The organism is Pseudonocardia sp. ICBG1293 (assembly GCF_020131355.1).
Classification (GTDB): domain Bacteria; phylum Actinomycetota; class Actinomycetes; order Mycobacteriales; family Pseudonocardiaceae; genus Pseudonocardia.
Genome location: NZ_JAHLEL010000038.1, coordinates 1 through 12,748 on the forward strand (window position 1 = coordinate 1; position 12,748 = coordinate 12,748).

15 protein-coding genes are annotated in these 12,748 nt (G+C 74.9%); 13 read left to right on the forward strand and 2 right to left on the reverse strand.

Going from position 1 to position 12,748, the window contains the following annotated elements; genetic code table 11:
- Positions 1-45: 45 nt before the first annotated feature.
- Both KPF47_RS13700 and KPF47_RS13705 read right to left on the reverse strand, forming a co-directional pair.
- The gene (locus KPF47_RS13700; protein ID WP_224389198.1) at positions 46-228 is read right to left on the reverse strand and encodes an Lrp/AsnC ligand binding domain-containing protein; all 183 of its coding nucleotides are present in this window, start codon (positions 226-228) and stop codon (positions 46-48) included.
- A 124-nt stretch (positions 229-352) separates the two neighbouring features.
- Positions 353-484, reverse strand: a complete 132-nt coding sequence (locus tag KPF47_RS13705) for an AsnC family protein (RefSeq protein ID WP_224389199.1) — start codon at positions 482-484, stop codon at positions 353-355.
- 114 nt (positions 485-598) lie between these two features.
- Between KPF47_RS13705 and ddaH the strand changes: the two genes are divergently transcribed.
- The 13 genes from ddaH (at position 599) to KPF47_RS13770 (ending at position 12,714) form a co-directional block, all read left to right on the forward strand.
- Positions 599-1,399 (forward strand): dimethylargininase, encoded by an 801-nt coding sequence (gene ddaH, locus KPF47_RS13710; protein WP_224386858.1) that lies wholly within the window; start codon positions 599-601, stop codon positions 1,397-1,399.
- Positions 1,396-2,616 carry an ornithine--oxo-acid transaminase gene (gene rocD / locus KPF47_RS13715; protein ID WP_374108790.1) on the forward strand — a complete coding sequence of 407 codons (1,221 nt, stop codon included), beginning with the start codon at positions 1,396-1,398 and terminating at the stop codon, positions 2,614-2,616. Before ddaH ends, rocD begins: the two co-directional genes overlap by 4 nt.
- Positions 2,617-2,633: 17 nt before the next feature.
- Positions 2,634-3,368 (forward strand): phosphoglyceromutase, encoded by a 735-nt coding sequence (locus KPF47_RS13720; protein WP_224386856.1) that lies wholly within the window; start codon positions 2,634-2,636, stop codon positions 3,366-3,368.
- 302 nt (positions 3,369-3,670) lie between these two features.
- Positions 3,671-4,933, forward strand: a complete 1,263-nt coding sequence (locus KPF47_RS13725; RefSeq protein WP_224389200.1) for a cell wall metabolism sensor histidine kinase WalK — start codon at positions 3,671-3,673, stop codon at positions 4,931-4,933.
- 1 nt (position 4,934) lies between these two features.
- Complete coding sequence (locus KPF47_RS13730) at positions 4,935-5,624, forward strand: response regulator transcription factor (RefSeq protein ID WP_224389201.1); 690 nt, start codon at positions 4,935-4,937, stop codon at positions 5,622-5,624.
- A gap of 46 nt (positions 5,625-5,670) precedes the next feature.
- Positions 5,671-6,678, forward strand: a complete 1,008-nt coding sequence (locus KPF47_RS13735; RefSeq protein WP_224389202.1) for a Ppx/GppA phosphatase family protein — start codon at positions 5,671-5,673, stop codon at positions 6,676-6,678.
- The gene (locus KPF47_RS13740; RefSeq protein WP_224389203.1) at positions 6,678-8,246 is read left to right on the forward strand and encodes a hypothetical protein; all 1,569 of its coding nucleotides are present in this window, start codon (positions 6,678-6,680) and stop codon (positions 8,244-8,246) included. Before KPF47_RS13735 ends, KPF47_RS13740 begins: the two co-directional genes overlap by 1 nt.
- A 32-nt stretch (positions 8,247-8,278) precedes the next feature.
- Positions 8,279-9,133, forward strand: coding sequence for a sugar phosphate isomerase/epimerase (locus KPF47_RS13745; protein WP_224389204.1), 855 nt, complete (start codon positions 8,279-8,281; stop codon positions 9,131-9,133).
- A 9-nt stretch (positions 9,134-9,142) separates the two neighbouring features.
- Positions 9,143-9,961, forward strand: coding sequence for a thioesterase family protein (locus KPF47_RS13750; protein ID WP_224389205.1), 819 nt, complete (start codon positions 9,143-9,145; stop codon positions 9,959-9,961).
- 20 nt (positions 9,962-9,981) lie between these two features.
- A complete protein-coding gene (gene proC / locus KPF47_RS13755; RefSeq protein WP_224386852.1) occupies positions 9,982-10,782 on the forward strand; it encodes a pyrroline-5-carboxylate reductase in 801 nt (266 codons plus the stop codon).
- Between the two features lie 184 nt (positions 10,783-10,966).
- The gene (locus tag KPF47_RS13760) at positions 10,967-11,179 is read left to right on the forward strand and encodes a helix-turn-helix domain-containing protein (protein WP_020625776.1); all 213 of its coding nucleotides are present in this window, start codon (positions 10,967-10,969) and stop codon (positions 11,177-11,179) included.
- 211 nt (positions 11,180-11,390) lie between these two features.
- Positions 11,391-11,492: a 30S ribosomal protein bS22 gene (locus KPF47_RS13765; RefSeq protein WP_010241351.1), complete on the forward strand. Its 102-nt coding sequence runs from the start codon at positions 11,391-11,393 to the stop codon at positions 11,490-11,492.
- Between the two features lie 175 nt (positions 11,493-11,667).
- Positions 11,668-12,714 carry an NAD-dependent epimerase/dehydratase family protein gene (locus tag KPF47_RS13770; protein WP_224389206.1) on the forward strand — a complete coding sequence of 349 codons (1,047 nt, stop codon included), beginning with the start codon at positions 11,668-11,670 and terminating at the stop codon, positions 12,712-12,714.
- The last annotated feature ends 34 nt before the right edge of the window (positions 12,715-12,748 follow it).

Consider the following 12,748-nt stretch of genomic DNA (forward strand, 5'->3'; position numbering starts at 1 on the left):
GGTTGAATTCTCAATCGAGTACGGTACCCGGCGCTGCGTGAGAGTTCAACGAGTCACCAGCCAGGTCAGGACGACGGCCGAGCGGGTGTGGTCGACGTTGGCCGCCAGCCGGAGCCGTTCCAGAGCGTCCTCCAGTGAGCGCACGTCGCGCGAGCGCAGCAGGACCAGCGCGTCCGCCTCACCGGTCACCGTTCCGGCCGTGACGACCTCGGGGACCGCCGAGAGCATCCGCTGCAGCTCGGCCGGGCGACCGTGCCCCGGCAGAACAGCTCGACGTAGGCCTCCACCCCCGGTGTCTGCTCGGCGTCGGGGTCCACCTGCACGGTGAAGCCCTGCACCACGCCCCGGGCGGTCAGCCGGTCCACCGGCGCCGCACGGCCGACGCCGACAGGCCCACCCGCGCGCCCAGATCGGCCCAGCCGGCGCGCCCGTCGACCCGGAGGAGGTCCAGCAGTCTGCGGTCGATCGCGTCGATCCCGTCCACGGCGCCGGATGCTAGTGCGCGACACCCGGAACCGGCGTAGAACGGGGTGCAGACGCGCGGATCGGGTGCAGGAATCCGGGAAACGCTCGGGCCCGGCGCGCCATGCTGTGGCCCATGACCTCTGTGCTGATGTGCCGCCCCGAGCACTTCACGGTGAGCTACCGGATCAACCCCTGGATGCGTCCGGAGCAGGCGACCGACACCCGGGTCGCGCTGGCCCAGTGGGAGACCCTGCACGCGGTCTACCGCGACCTGGGCTTCGACGTCCGGCTCGTCGACCCGCTGCCGGGCTACCCGGACATGGTCTTCGCCGCCAACGGCGGCACCGTGATCGACGGGACGGCGCTGACCGCCCGGTTCCGCCACACCGAGCGTGCCGCCGAGGGGCCCGCCTACGGCGCGTGGTTCCGCGCCGCCGGGCTCGCCGTGCACGAGGCCCTCCACGTCAACGAGGGCGAGGGCGACCTGCTGCTCGTCGGCGACACCGTCTACGCGGGCACCGGGTTCCGCACCGACCCCCGCGCGCACGCCGAGGCCGCGCAGGTGTTCGGCCGCGAGGTCGTGTCCCTGCAGCTGGTCGACCCGCGCTACTACCACCTCGACACGGCGTTCGCGGTGCTCGACCCGGCGGGCGGGCCGGGCGCGGTCGCCTACCTGCCGTCCGCGTTCGACGACGCCTCCCAGGAGGTGCTGCGCTTCCGCTTCCCGGACGCGGTGATCGTGTCCGACGACGACGCGTCGGTGCTGGGCCTGAACTGCTTCTCCGACGGGCGCACCGTCGTCCACGCACCGCAGGCGGAGAAGTTCGCCGCCGACCTCGCCGAGCGCGGCTTCGGCACCGTCGGCGTCGACACCTCCGAGCTGCGCCGCGGTGGTGGCGGGATCAAGTGCGCCACGCTGGAGCTGCGGTCGTGACCGCCGTGGTCCCGGGCACCGACCCGCAGATCGCGCTCGCCGAGGCGTTCGGCGCGGCGAACTACGCACCGCTGCCGGTGGTGCTGTCCCGCGGCGACGGCGCCTGGGTCACCGACGTCGACGGCGGCCGCTACCTCGACGCGCTCGCCGGCTACTCCGCGCTCAACTTCGGGCACCGGCACCCGGCGCTCACCGCGGCCGCGCACGCCCAGCTCGACAGGCTCACGCTCACCGCACGGGCGTTCCACAACGACCGGCTGCCCGCGTTCCAGCGTGATCTCGCCACGCTGACCGGCACCGAGGCCGTGCTGCCGATGAACACCGGCGCGGAGGCCGTCGAGTCCGCGGTGAAGCTCGCCCGCGCCTGGGGCTACCGGGTGAAGGGCGTGGCGCCGGGGGCGGCGCGGATCGTGGTCGCCGGGGGGAACTTCCACGGCCGCACGACGACGGTCGTCTCCTTCTCCGACGACCCGGTGGCCCGCGACGACTTCGGCCCGTTCACCCCCGGCTTCGACCGCGTCCCCTACGGCGACGCCGACGCCCTGGCCGCCGCGCTCACCGACGACACCGTCGCGGTACTGCTCGAACCGGTGCAGGGCGAGGCCGGGGTCCTCGTGCCACCGCCCGGCTACCTGCGCGCGGTCCGCGAGCTCACCGCCCGGCGTGGCGTGCTGCTGGTCTGCGACGAGATCCAGTCCGGGCTCGGTCGCGCCGGGGCGACGCTGTGCACCGACCTGTCCGGGGTGCGCGCCGATCTCTACACCCTGGGCAAGGCGCTCGGCGGTGGGATCGTGCCGGTCAGCGCCGTCGTCGGGCGGCGCGACGTGCTCGGGGTGCTGCGCCCCGGTGAGCACGGCTCCACCTTCGGTGGCAACCCGCTCGCCGCCGCCGTCGGGTCCGCGGTGTGCGCGCTGCTGGCGACGGGGGAGTTCCAGGCCCGGGCCCGCGAGCTCGGTGCGCACCTGGGTACGCGGCTGCGCGAACTGACCGGGGTCACCGCCGTGCGCGGGGTGGGGCTGTGGTTCGGCGTCGACGTCGACCCGCGGATCGGCACCGGCCGCGACGTGTGCGTCGCGCTGGCCCGGCGCGGGGTGCTGGCGAAGGAGACCCACGGCGTCACCGTGCGGCTGTCCCCGCCGCTGGTCGTCACCCGCGACGAGATCGACGTGCTGGTCGACACGTTCGGGGCCGTGCTCACCGACCTTTCCCGCGGGTAGGTGGCAGGCTGTCCGCCATGCCGACCCTCGTACTGCTGCGTCACGGTCAGAGCGACTGGAACGCGAAGAACCTGTTCACCGGCTGGGTGGACGTCCCGCTCTCCACCCAGGGCGAGGCGGAGGCCCGCCGGGGCGGCGAGCTGCTGGCCGAGGCGGGCGTCGCCCCGGACGTCGTGCACACCTCGCTGCTGCGCCGGGCGATCTCCACCGCGAACATCGCCCTCGACGCCGCCGACCGGCACTGGATCCCGGTCAAGCGCGACTGGCGCCTCAACGAGCGGCACTACGGCGCGCTGCAGGGCAAGGACAAGAAGCAGACCCTGGAGCAGTACGGCGAGGAGCAGTTCATGCTCTGGCGCCGCTCCTACGACACCCCGCCGCCGCCCATCGAGAAGGGCTCGGAGTTCTCCCAGGACGCCGACCCGCGCTACGCCGGTGTCGACGCCCCGCTGACCGAGTGCCTGGCCGACGTCGTCGACCGGTTCCTGCCGTACTGGACCGAGGCCGTGGTGCCGGACCTGCGCGACGGGAAGGTCGTGCTGCTGGCCGCGCACGGCAACTCGCTGCGTGCGCTGGTGAAGTACCTCGACGGGATCTCCGACGCCGACATCGCCGGCCTCAACATCCCCACCGGCATCCCGCTCGTCTACGACCTCGACGACGACCTGGCGCCGACGAACCCGGGCGGGCGCTACCTCGACCCCACCGCGGCGCAGGAGGCCATCGCCGGGGTCGCGAACCAGGGTCGCTGACCGCGCCCACCCCTCTCCCGGCACGCACTCGGCCCGGCACCCGGTCCACGCACGCCCCCGCACTCGGCACGCCCCTGCGCCCGGCACGCCCCTGCGCTCGGCACGCCCCGGTCCGCACGAACGGGCCCCTCGTACGAACCTTTCGTGCGAGGGGCCCGTTCGTGCACACGAGGGGTCCGGACGGGGTTCGTTGAACCCACGGTGAACGGGGTCGGAACAGTGTCGCGCGAAGGGGTCGCGGGCGTCACCATCCGGTGTCCGGCGCTGGTCAGCAGGTACCCCCGGCTGCCTACCATGCACCCGTGACCACGCTCGCGTGGCTGATCTCGGCCCTCGCCCTGCTCCTCGGTCTCACCGCCGGGGCGGCACTGGCGCGACGGCCGTCGCACGGCCGACCCAGCCCCGGCACCGGCCGCCCCCCGGCGGATCCCGTGGCCGCCGACGGACCCACCCTCGGCGAGCTGCTGCACCGCACGTTCCGCCAGTCGAGCTCCGGGCTCGCCGTCGTCGGGGCCGGGGGCGAGGTGCTGTTGTACAACCCGCGGGCCGTCGGCCTCGGTGCCGTCAGCGGCGAACGGCTCGACCCGCGCGCACTGGCCGCCTGCCGGCGGGCCCAGGGCGGGGACCGGCGCCTGGCCTCGGGTGACTACACCGTCGACCTCTCGCCGCTGGACCGCACACCCCGCGGCCCGGTCGCGGTGCAGGCCCGGATCCGTTCCCTCGGCGACGGGTTCGCGCTGGTCGAGGCCGTCGACACCTCCGAGGTGGCCCGGCTGGAGGCGACCCGGCGGGACTTCGTCGCGAACGTCTCCCACGAGCTCAAGACCCCGGTCGGTGCGGTCGCGCTGCTCGCCGAGGCCCTGCTCGACAGCCTCGACGGCCTGGAGCCGTCCGACGGCGCCGACCCCGACCCGGACGCCGTCCGCGAGGTCCGGCGGTTCGGCGACAAGCTGCTGCGCGAGGCCACCCGGATGGGGAACCTGGTCTCGGAGCTGATCGCGCTGTCCCGGCTCACCGGCGCCGAACGGTTGCCGGCGCTCGCCGCGGTCGACGTCGACGAGGTGGTGTCCGAGGCGCTGGCCCGCAGCCGCACCTCCGCCGAGTCGCACGCCGTCGAGATCACCGCCGACGAGACGTCGGGTCTGGTCGTCGACGGCGACCGCACGCTGCTCGTCACTGCCCTGACGAACCTGCTGGAGAACGCGATCGCCTACTCCGCGGCGGACTCGTCGGTGTCGGTGAGCCGCCGGGCGGTCGACGGCTCGGTCGAGATCGCGGTCACCGACCGGGGGATCGGCATCGCCCCCGAGCACCAGCAGCGCGTCTTCGAGCGCTTCTTCCGGGTCGACCCGGCCCGTTCGCGGGCCACCGGCGGCACCGGTCTCGGCCTGGCGATCGTCAAGCACGTCTGCGCCAACCACGGTGGCGAGGTGCGGCTGTGGAGCCGTCCCGGCACCGGATCGACCTTCACCATGCGTCTGCCCGCCCGGATGGGCATCGGCGGCGCCCCGCACGGTGCGGCTGCCGCCGGCAGCTCCCCCCAGACCGCCGGAACCGGAGGATGAGATGACCAGGGTGCTGATCGTCGAGGACGAGGAGTCCTTCGCCGACCCGCTCGCGTTCATGCTGCGCAAGGAGGGGTTCACCACGGCCGTCGCGGCCAACGGCAACGACGCGCTGAGCGAGTTCGACCGCAACGGCGCCGACATCGTGCTGCTGGACCTGATGCTGCCCGGCATGAGCGGCACCGACGTCTGCAAGGCACTGCGTTCCCGCTCCGCGGTGCCGGTGATCATGGTGACCGCCCGCGACAGCGAGATCGACAAGGTCGTCGGGCTGGAGCTCGGTGCCGACGACTACGTCACCAAGCCCTACTCGGCGCGCGAGCTCATCGCCCGGGTCCGCGCGGTGCTGCGCCGCGGTGGGGAGGCCGGCGGCGAGACCGAGAGCGGCACCGGTGTCCTGGAGGCGGGCCCGGTGCGGATGGACGTCGAACGACACGTCGTGTCGGTGAACGGCGACGAGGTCGCGCTCCCGCTCAAGGAGTTCGACCTGCTGGAGTACCTGCTGCGCAACGTCGGGCGGGTGCTCACCCGCGCCCAGCTGATCGACCGGGTGTGGGGAGCGGACTACGTCGGCGACACCAAGACGCTCGACGTGCACGTCAAGCGGCTGCGGTCCAAGGTCGAGGGGGACCCCTCGACGCCCAAGCACCTGGTCACCGTGCGCGGGCTCGGCTACAAGTTCGACGTCTGAGCAAGGGGTTGCCCGGCCGTCGATAACGGCTCGGTAACCTGACCGGGTGCGCCTGGCAGTCCTCGACGTGGGGTCCAACACCGTTCACCTGCTGGTGGTGGACGCCCACCGGGGCGCCCACCCGAGGCCGATGTCGTCGGAGAAGGACCAGCTGCGCCTGGCCGAGCACCTGGACCGCAAGGGTGCGCTGGGCCGCGACGGGGTGAAGGCCCTGCTGGAGAGCGTGCACCGGGCCCGCGACACGGCCCGGGCCGCCGGCTGCGACGACCTCCTCGCGTTCGCCACGTCCGCGCTGCGCGACGCGACGAACTCCGCCGAGGTGCTGGCCCGGGTGCAGCGCGAGACCGGGGTGGCGCTGGAGGTGCTCCCCGGCGAGGACGAGGCCCGCTGGACCTTCCTCGCCGTCCGCCGCTGGTGCGGCTGGTCGGCCGGCCGGCTGCTGGTGCTCGACATCGGCGGCGGCTCGCTGGAGCTGGCGGTGGGCCGCGACGAGACCCCCGACGTCGCCGCGTCGGTGCCGCTGGGCGCGGGCCGGCTGACCCGCGAGGCGTTCACCTCCGACCCTCCGTCCCGCGCGGAGGTCGCCGCGCTCACCGAGCGGGTCCGCGACGAGATCGCCCCGGTCGCGGGGCGGCTGCGTGCCGCGGGCCGGCCGGACCGGGCCGTCGGCACCTCCAAGACCTTCCGGACGCTGGCCCGGCTCGCCGGTGCCGCCCCGTCCAGCGCCGGGCCGGGTGCCCGCCGCACGCTCACCGCGCAGGGCCTGCGCCAGCTGTCGGCGTTCATCACCCGGATGTCGGGCCCCGACCTCGCCGAGCTCGACGGCGTGAGCGCCAGCCGGGCGCACCAGCTCGTCGCCGGGGCGGTCGTGGCACAGGCCGCGATGGACGGCCTCGGCGTGACCGAGCTCGAGATCTGTCCGTGGGCGCTGCGCGAGGGAGTGATCCTCCGGCGCTTCGACATGCTCGATGGGACGAACGGGGACGACCGCTCGGCGCAGACATCCCCGGGCGGGCTTGGACCCTTGACAACGCACAGGGCACGGTGGTCGTGATGAGTGTGGACAGCGGAGAGCCTCGCCAGCGGACGGTCGCGGAGCTCCTGGCCGCCAACGGCGGCCAGCAGCCCGGACGACGCCGCCGTCGTCGCGCCGCGGAGGACGACGAGGGCTCCGGCGCCCCGTCGTCCGCGGCACCGGTCCGGACCGACGTGGCGGCCCCGCCGCGCCGCCCGGCGGCCGCAGACCGTGTCCGCCCGCCCGAGGGCGCGGGCGGGTTCGCCCCGCGCGGTGGCGACGGGCCGCCTCCCGCCGAGCACCCCTCGTTCCCGCCGGCCCGCCGCCCCGACCCGTCGGAGCGGGCACCGGAGCCGTTCGTCCCGAACGGCAACGCTCCGAACGGCAACGCTCCGAACGGCCGCGCCCCCCAGGGCGGCCCCGCGAACGGCGGCCGCCCGCACGGCAGCGGCCCGGACGGCGGCGCGCCGCACGGTGCCACCGCCTTCGGCGGCCCCCCGAACGGCGCGCCGCCCCGCAGCCCCCAGGGCCCGCCCCCCGGCCCGTGGAACGCCGGCCCCGGACCGGTCGCGCCGGCGCCCGTGCGCCCGCCGAACGGCCGCCCCCACGACGACGGCCCCGCCACCCAGGACTGGGGCCCCCGCGGCGACGTGCCGCGTCCGGCAGGGCCCTACGGGCCCCCGCCCGGTGCCGCCGACGACCGCCCCGACGAGATCCCCACCAGCCGGCTCGGTGCCCGCCGTCCGGCCCCCGCGGCGGACGACGACGGCGGCCCGCCCACCCAGTTCGGCGCCCCGCCGCTCGACGACGACCGGGACGGACCGTCCGGGCGTCCGGGACCGGCGGACGCCGGGCCGCCGACCGGCGCCTACGACCCGTTCGTCGACGACTACGACGACCGTGGCCACGCCCGGCAGGGCTACGCCGACCGGCCGGACCACGGCGACGGGCAGGGCTACGACGACCGTGGCTACGACGACCGGGGTTACGACGACGGCGGCTACGACGACCGCGGCTATGGCGACCGGGGCTACGACGACCGGGGTTACGGCGACTCCGGCCACGACGACCGGGACCGCGGCCACGGTGCCGGTCCGCGCCAGGACCACGGGCCCGGTTCACCCGACGGCGGACGGACCGGCGTGCTCGCCCCGGAGCACCCGCAGGACGACCACGAGGACCACCCGGACTACGAGGACTACGAGGACCACGGCGAGCTCGCCGCGGGCGCGGTCGAGGAGGACGACGCCCCGCGCCGTCGCTTCGGGCGCCGCGCGGCCGTCGCCGACAGCGGTGCGCAGCCGCCCGCGGGCCTGGACGACGACGCGTCGGCCGGTGGGGCCGGGACCGGCCAGGCCTGGGCCGTCGTCATCGCCCAGTGGATCGGTGGTGCCGTCGCCGGTGCGGCGATCTGGGTGCTGTTCCGCTTCCTGTGGACGTCGCTGCCGATCGTCGCGATCTTCACCGCCGTCGCCATCACCATCGGCCTCGTGCTCGGTGTGCGGGCCCTGCTGCGTCAGGACGACCTGAAGACCACGCTGTTCGCGGTGCTGGTCGGTCTGCTGCTGACCGTGTCCCCGGCTCTGCTGGTGTTGTTGGACCGGTAACGATGAGCGACGGTCCGACGACATCACGATTCGTGACGCCGTCGCGCCCGTCCGCCGTCGCCCGTGCCCGGGTGGCGCCCGTCGCGCTGTCCACGGCCTCGGTCTACCCCGAGGGCGTCGCCGCCGGGTTCGAGATCGCCGGTGAGCTGGGCTACGACGGCGTCGAGCTCATGATCTGGACCGACCCGGTCAGCCAGGACCCGCGCGCGGTGGAGCGGCTCGCCCACCGCCACGGGGTGCCGATCCTCGCGGTGCACGCGCCCTGCCTCGCGGTCACCCAGCGGGTCTGGGGCGCCGACCCGGTGCACCGGCTGCGCCGCACCGTGGAGGTGGCCGCCCGGCTGGGCGCCCGGACCGTGGTGGTGCACCCGCCCTTCCGCTGGCAGCGCCGCTACGCGGGCGTCTTCGCCGACGAGGTCGCCCGGGCCCACGAGGTCCACGACGTGACGCTGCCGGTGGAGAACATGTTCCCGGTGACCCGCGGCGCGATCAGCACCGTGCCCTACGCGCTGGGCCACGACCCGACGGAGATCGGGTTCGGCGCCTATACCCTGGACCTGTCGCACACCGCCGCCGCCGGCGTCGACGCGCTCGACCTCGCCGAGCGGATGGGGGACCGGCTGACCCACCTGCACCTCACCGACGGCTCCGGCGCCCCACGCGACGAGCACCTCGTCCCCGGGCGCGGCGCGCAGCCGTGTGCCGAGGTGTGCCAGCGCCTGGCCGACTCCCGGTTCGCCGCGACCGGCGGCACGGTCGTGCTGGAGGTGTCGACCCGGCGCTGCCGGACCCGGCAGGAGCGCACCGGGCTGCTCGCCGAGTCGCTGCTGTTCGCCCGGCTGCACCTCACACCGACGATGTCCGCGGCCATCCCTACCCGTGGGTAACATGCCCGTATGAGCAGCACGACGGCCCGGCCCTTCGCCGACTCGCACGTCCTGTCCGACCTCGGGGACGGCCGGTTCCGCGCCCGGCTCGACGGGACCTGGGCGATCGGGGACAAGGCCTTCGGCGGTCTGCTGATGGTGCTCATGGCCAAGGCCGGGCTGGCCCGGCTCGCCGCCGACGACGCACCCGCGCCCGATCCGCTGGCCGTGTCCGCGGACTTCCTGCGCGCCCCCGACCTGGGCCCGGTCGAGATCACGACCGATCCGCTCAAGATCGGTCGGACGGTGTCCTCGGTCGCGGTGCGGCTGCACCAGGAGGGCAGGCTCATGCTGCACTCCACGATCACCGCGGGCGTGCTGCCGTCCGATGCCCCGCGCCTGGACGACGGCTCCGCGCTCGCCGCCGAACCCGACCCGGACGCACTCGACCCGGCGTCGGCCGAGGGCGGGGCGCGCGGGCTCGCCGCCGCCTGCGAGCTGCGCTACCCGCGCGGCGCGCTGCCGTTCCTGCGCGGCGAGACCGGCCCGCCGGAGATGGCGGGCTGGGCCCGCCCGCGCGGTGAGGAGCCGGACGCGCTGTTCGCGCTGCTGTCCGGCGACATCCTGCCCCCGAGCGTGTTCAACCTGGGCGGGGCGTTCGGCTGGGCGCCGACGGTGCAGCTCACCGCCCTGCTGCGGGCCCGGCCCGCCCCGGGCTGGCTGCGGGTCGAGTCCCGGTCCCGCGCGGTGTCGAGCGGCCAGTTCGACGAGGACGTGACCGTCGTCGACGCGCGGGGACGCACGGTCTGCCAGGCCCGCCAGCTCGCCCTGGCCCCGCTGGCCCGCTGAGGGGTTCCTACCCTGGCCCCATGACGAGGATCGCGGTACTGGGTGGGGGACGGATCGGCGAGGCACTGCTCGGCGGGCTGCTGGCGGCCGGGCGGGACGCCGAGGACCTGGTGGTCGCGGAGCGGTACCCGGCCCGGGCCCAGGAGCTGAGCGCCTCGCTGGGCGTCACCGCGGCCCCGGTCGCCGAGGCGGTGCGCGGGGCCGGGACGGTCGTCGTCGCGGTCAAGCCGCAGGACGTCGTCACGCTGCTCGGCGAGGTCGCCGGGGTGCTGGAGCCGGGCGCGCTCGTCGTGTCGCTGTGCGCGGGCCTGCCGACCTCGCTGTTCGAGGGCGCCCTGCCCGGGGGCACGCCGGTCGTGCGGGTCATGCCGAACACCCCGATGCTGCTCGGCGCGGCGATGTGCGCGATCTCCCCGGGCGCGCACGCGACGGCCGCGCACCTCGACGAGACCGAGGCGCTGCTGTCCACCGTCGGTGCGGTGCTGCGCCTGGACGAGGCGAAGCAGGACGCCGCGACCGCGCTCTCCGGCTCCGGGCCCGCGTACTTCTTCCTCGTCGCCGAGGCGATGATCGAGGCAGGGGTCGGCCTCGGCCTGACCCGCCCGGACGCGACCGAGCTGACCGTGCAGACCGCGCTCGGCGCGGCCCGGATGCTGCGCGAGACCGGCGAGCACCCCGCGCTGCTGCGGGAGAACGTCACCTCGCCCGCCGGCACCACCGCCGCCGGACTGCGCGAGCTGGAGCGGCACGGCCTGCGCGCGGCCCTGGCCGACGCGGTCACCGCCGCGCACGACCGATCGGTCGCGCTCGGTCGCGCCTGATCCGGCCGTCGTACCTCGTTCAGCGCATCGTGTGACGCAAAGTCACCCGGACGCGCCGCGCCGTGGCACGATCGGGCCCCCCTCCGGCGGACCGATCGTCACATCAGCCCCGCTAGAATGCATCTGCATCCCCCACCACCGGGCGAACCGGGGAACCCGTCTCGGGGGAGGAAGGCGGTGCCCCATGGCGGCGGAACGTCCCGAGCCCCTGCGGTCGTCCCAGGTCCAGTTCCTGACGGTGGCCGAGGTCGCGTCGATGATGCGGGTCTCGAAGATGACGGTGTACCGGCTCGTCCACTCCGGTGAGCTGCCCGCGGCGCGGGTCGGCCGCTCGTTCCGCGTGCCCCAGCGCGCGGTCGAGGACTACCTGCGCAACGCCTACTTCGACGCGGGCTGATCCCCCGTGGGGTGACGGCCCGTACACCCGGGTAGAATGGTGAACCGGCTGCCGACCCCCACCGGTCGCATCGCGTCGTCGTCCCGCTCCGGCGGGCGTCGCCCGGCCCGCGCCTCGTGCCAGCGTGCACGGATCGTGCGGGCGGCCCACTCCGAGGTCACCCGGTGGAGCGGTCGCTGACGATCTGCGTCGACACAGGAGGAGCACCCACATGGGCTCGGTCATCAAGAAGCGCCGCAAGCGGATGTCGAAGAAGAAGCACCGCAAGCTGCTGCGCAAGACCCGGGTGCAGCGCCGCAAGCTCGGCAAGTGACTCGCGCACCGGCCGCGCCCCCGCTCCGAGCGGGTGCGCGGCCGGTGTCGTTGTGGCGCCGCGCGTCCCGGGAGGGCGCGTCGCGCACCTCACGTGTCCGCGTGCCCACCCGGTGTGGCGGGGCCGGACTACGATCGGCACGTCCCGACGTCAGCACCCGGTGAACGGAGCGCCCATGGACCGGCCGACCCCGAACGTCGTGCTGGTCACCGGGGTCAGCGGCTTCCTCGGCGGGCACCTCGCGGCCCGGCTGGCGGCCGACCCGGCCATCGACCGGGTGCTGGGCGTGGACACCGTCCCCCCGCCCCGGGACCTGCTGAAGCGGATGGGTCGCGCCGAGTTCGTGCGCGCCGACATCCGCAACCCGCTCATCGCGAAGGTCATCTCCTCGGGGGGCGTCGACACCGTCGTGCACGCGTCGCTCTCGGCCAGCCCCGCCTCCGCGGGCGGGCGGGCGACGATGAAGGAGATGAACGTTATCGGCACGATGCAGCTCCTCGCCGCGTGCCAGAAGGCGACGAGTGTGCGTCGGGTCGTGCTCAAGTCGACGACGGCGGTCTACGGCTCCAGCTCCCGCGACCCGGCCGTGTTCGACGAGGCCACCGGGGCCAAGGACCTGCCGTCGGGTGGCTACGCCAAGGACGCCGCGGAGATCGAGGGCTATCTGCGCGGGTTCAGCCGTCGCCGCCCGGACGTCACGACCACGGTGCTGCGGTTCGCCAACTTCATCGGCCCGCGGATGGACACCGTGCTGTCGCGCTACTTCGCGCTGCCGGTCGTCCCCACCGTGCTGGGCTACGACGCGCGGATCCAGCTGTTGCACGAGGAGGACGGCCTCGCCGTGCTCGAGCGGGCCGCGACCCACGAGCTGCCGGGTGTGTTCAACGTCGCCGCGCACGGGGTGCTGATGCTGTCGCAGGCCATCCGGCGCGCCGGCAAGATCGCCGTCCCGGTCCCGAGCGGTGCGGTCGGCCCGGTCAGCCGGGTGCTGCGGGGCGCGCGGGTCGTCGACTTCTCCCCGGAACAGATGCGCTTCCTCAACTTCGGCCGGGTCGTGGACCTCACCCGGTTGATCGACGAGTTCGGCTTCGTGCCGCGGTGGACGACCACGCAGGCGTTCGACGACTTCGTCCGGGGCAAGGCGCTGGCCCCGGTGCTCGGCCCGGAGCGGATCGCCTCGCTGGAACGGGGCGTCCTCGGTCTGGCCCGGTCGCTGCGGTGACGGGGCGGGACGACGGCGTGCGGGCACACGAGCG

What these genes read in the sequence shown, in the direction of transcription:
- KPF47_RS13700 (WP_224389198.1), bottom strand. Translation starts at nt 228, where the DNA reads ATGCTCTCGGCGGTCCCCGAGGTCGTCACGGCCGGAACGGTGACCGGT.
- ddaH (WP_224386858.1), top strand. Translation starts at nt 599, where the DNA reads ATGACCTCTGTGCTGATGTGCCGCCCCGAGCACTTCACGGTGAGCTAC.
- KPF47_RS13720 (WP_224386856.1), top strand. Translation starts at nt 2,634, where the DNA reads ATGCCGACCCTCGTACTGCTGCGTCACGGTCAGAGCGACTGGAACGCG.
- KPF47_RS13730 (WP_224389201.1), top strand. Translation starts at nt 4,935, where the DNA reads ATGACCAGGGTGCTGATCGTCGAGGACGAGGAGTCCTTCGCCGACCCG.
- KPF47_RS13740 (WP_224389203.1), top strand. Translation starts at nt 6,678, where the DNA reads ATGAGTGTGGACAGCGGAGAGCCTCGCCAGCGGACGGTCGCGGAGCTC.
- KPF47_RS13750 (WP_224389205.1), top strand. Translation starts at nt 9,143, where the DNA reads ATGAGCAGCACGACGGCCCGGCCCTTCGCCGACTCGCACGTCCTGTCC.
- proC (WP_224386852.1), top strand. Translation starts at nt 9,982, where the DNA reads ATGACGAGGATCGCGGTACTGGGTGGGGGACGGATCGGCGAGGCACTG.
- KPF47_RS13760 (WP_020625776.1), top strand. Translation starts at nt 10,967, where the DNA reads ATGGCGGCGGAACGTCCCGAGCCCCTGCGGTCGTCCCAGGTCCAGTTC.
- KPF47_RS13765 (WP_010241351.1), top strand. Translation starts at nt 11,391, where the DNA reads ATGGGCTCGGTCATCAAGAAGCGCCGCAAGCGGATGTCGAAGAAGAAG.
- KPF47_RS13770 (WP_224389206.1), top strand. Translation starts at nt 11,668, where the DNA reads ATGGACCGGCCGACCCCGAACGTCGTGCTGGTCACCGGGGTCAGCGGC.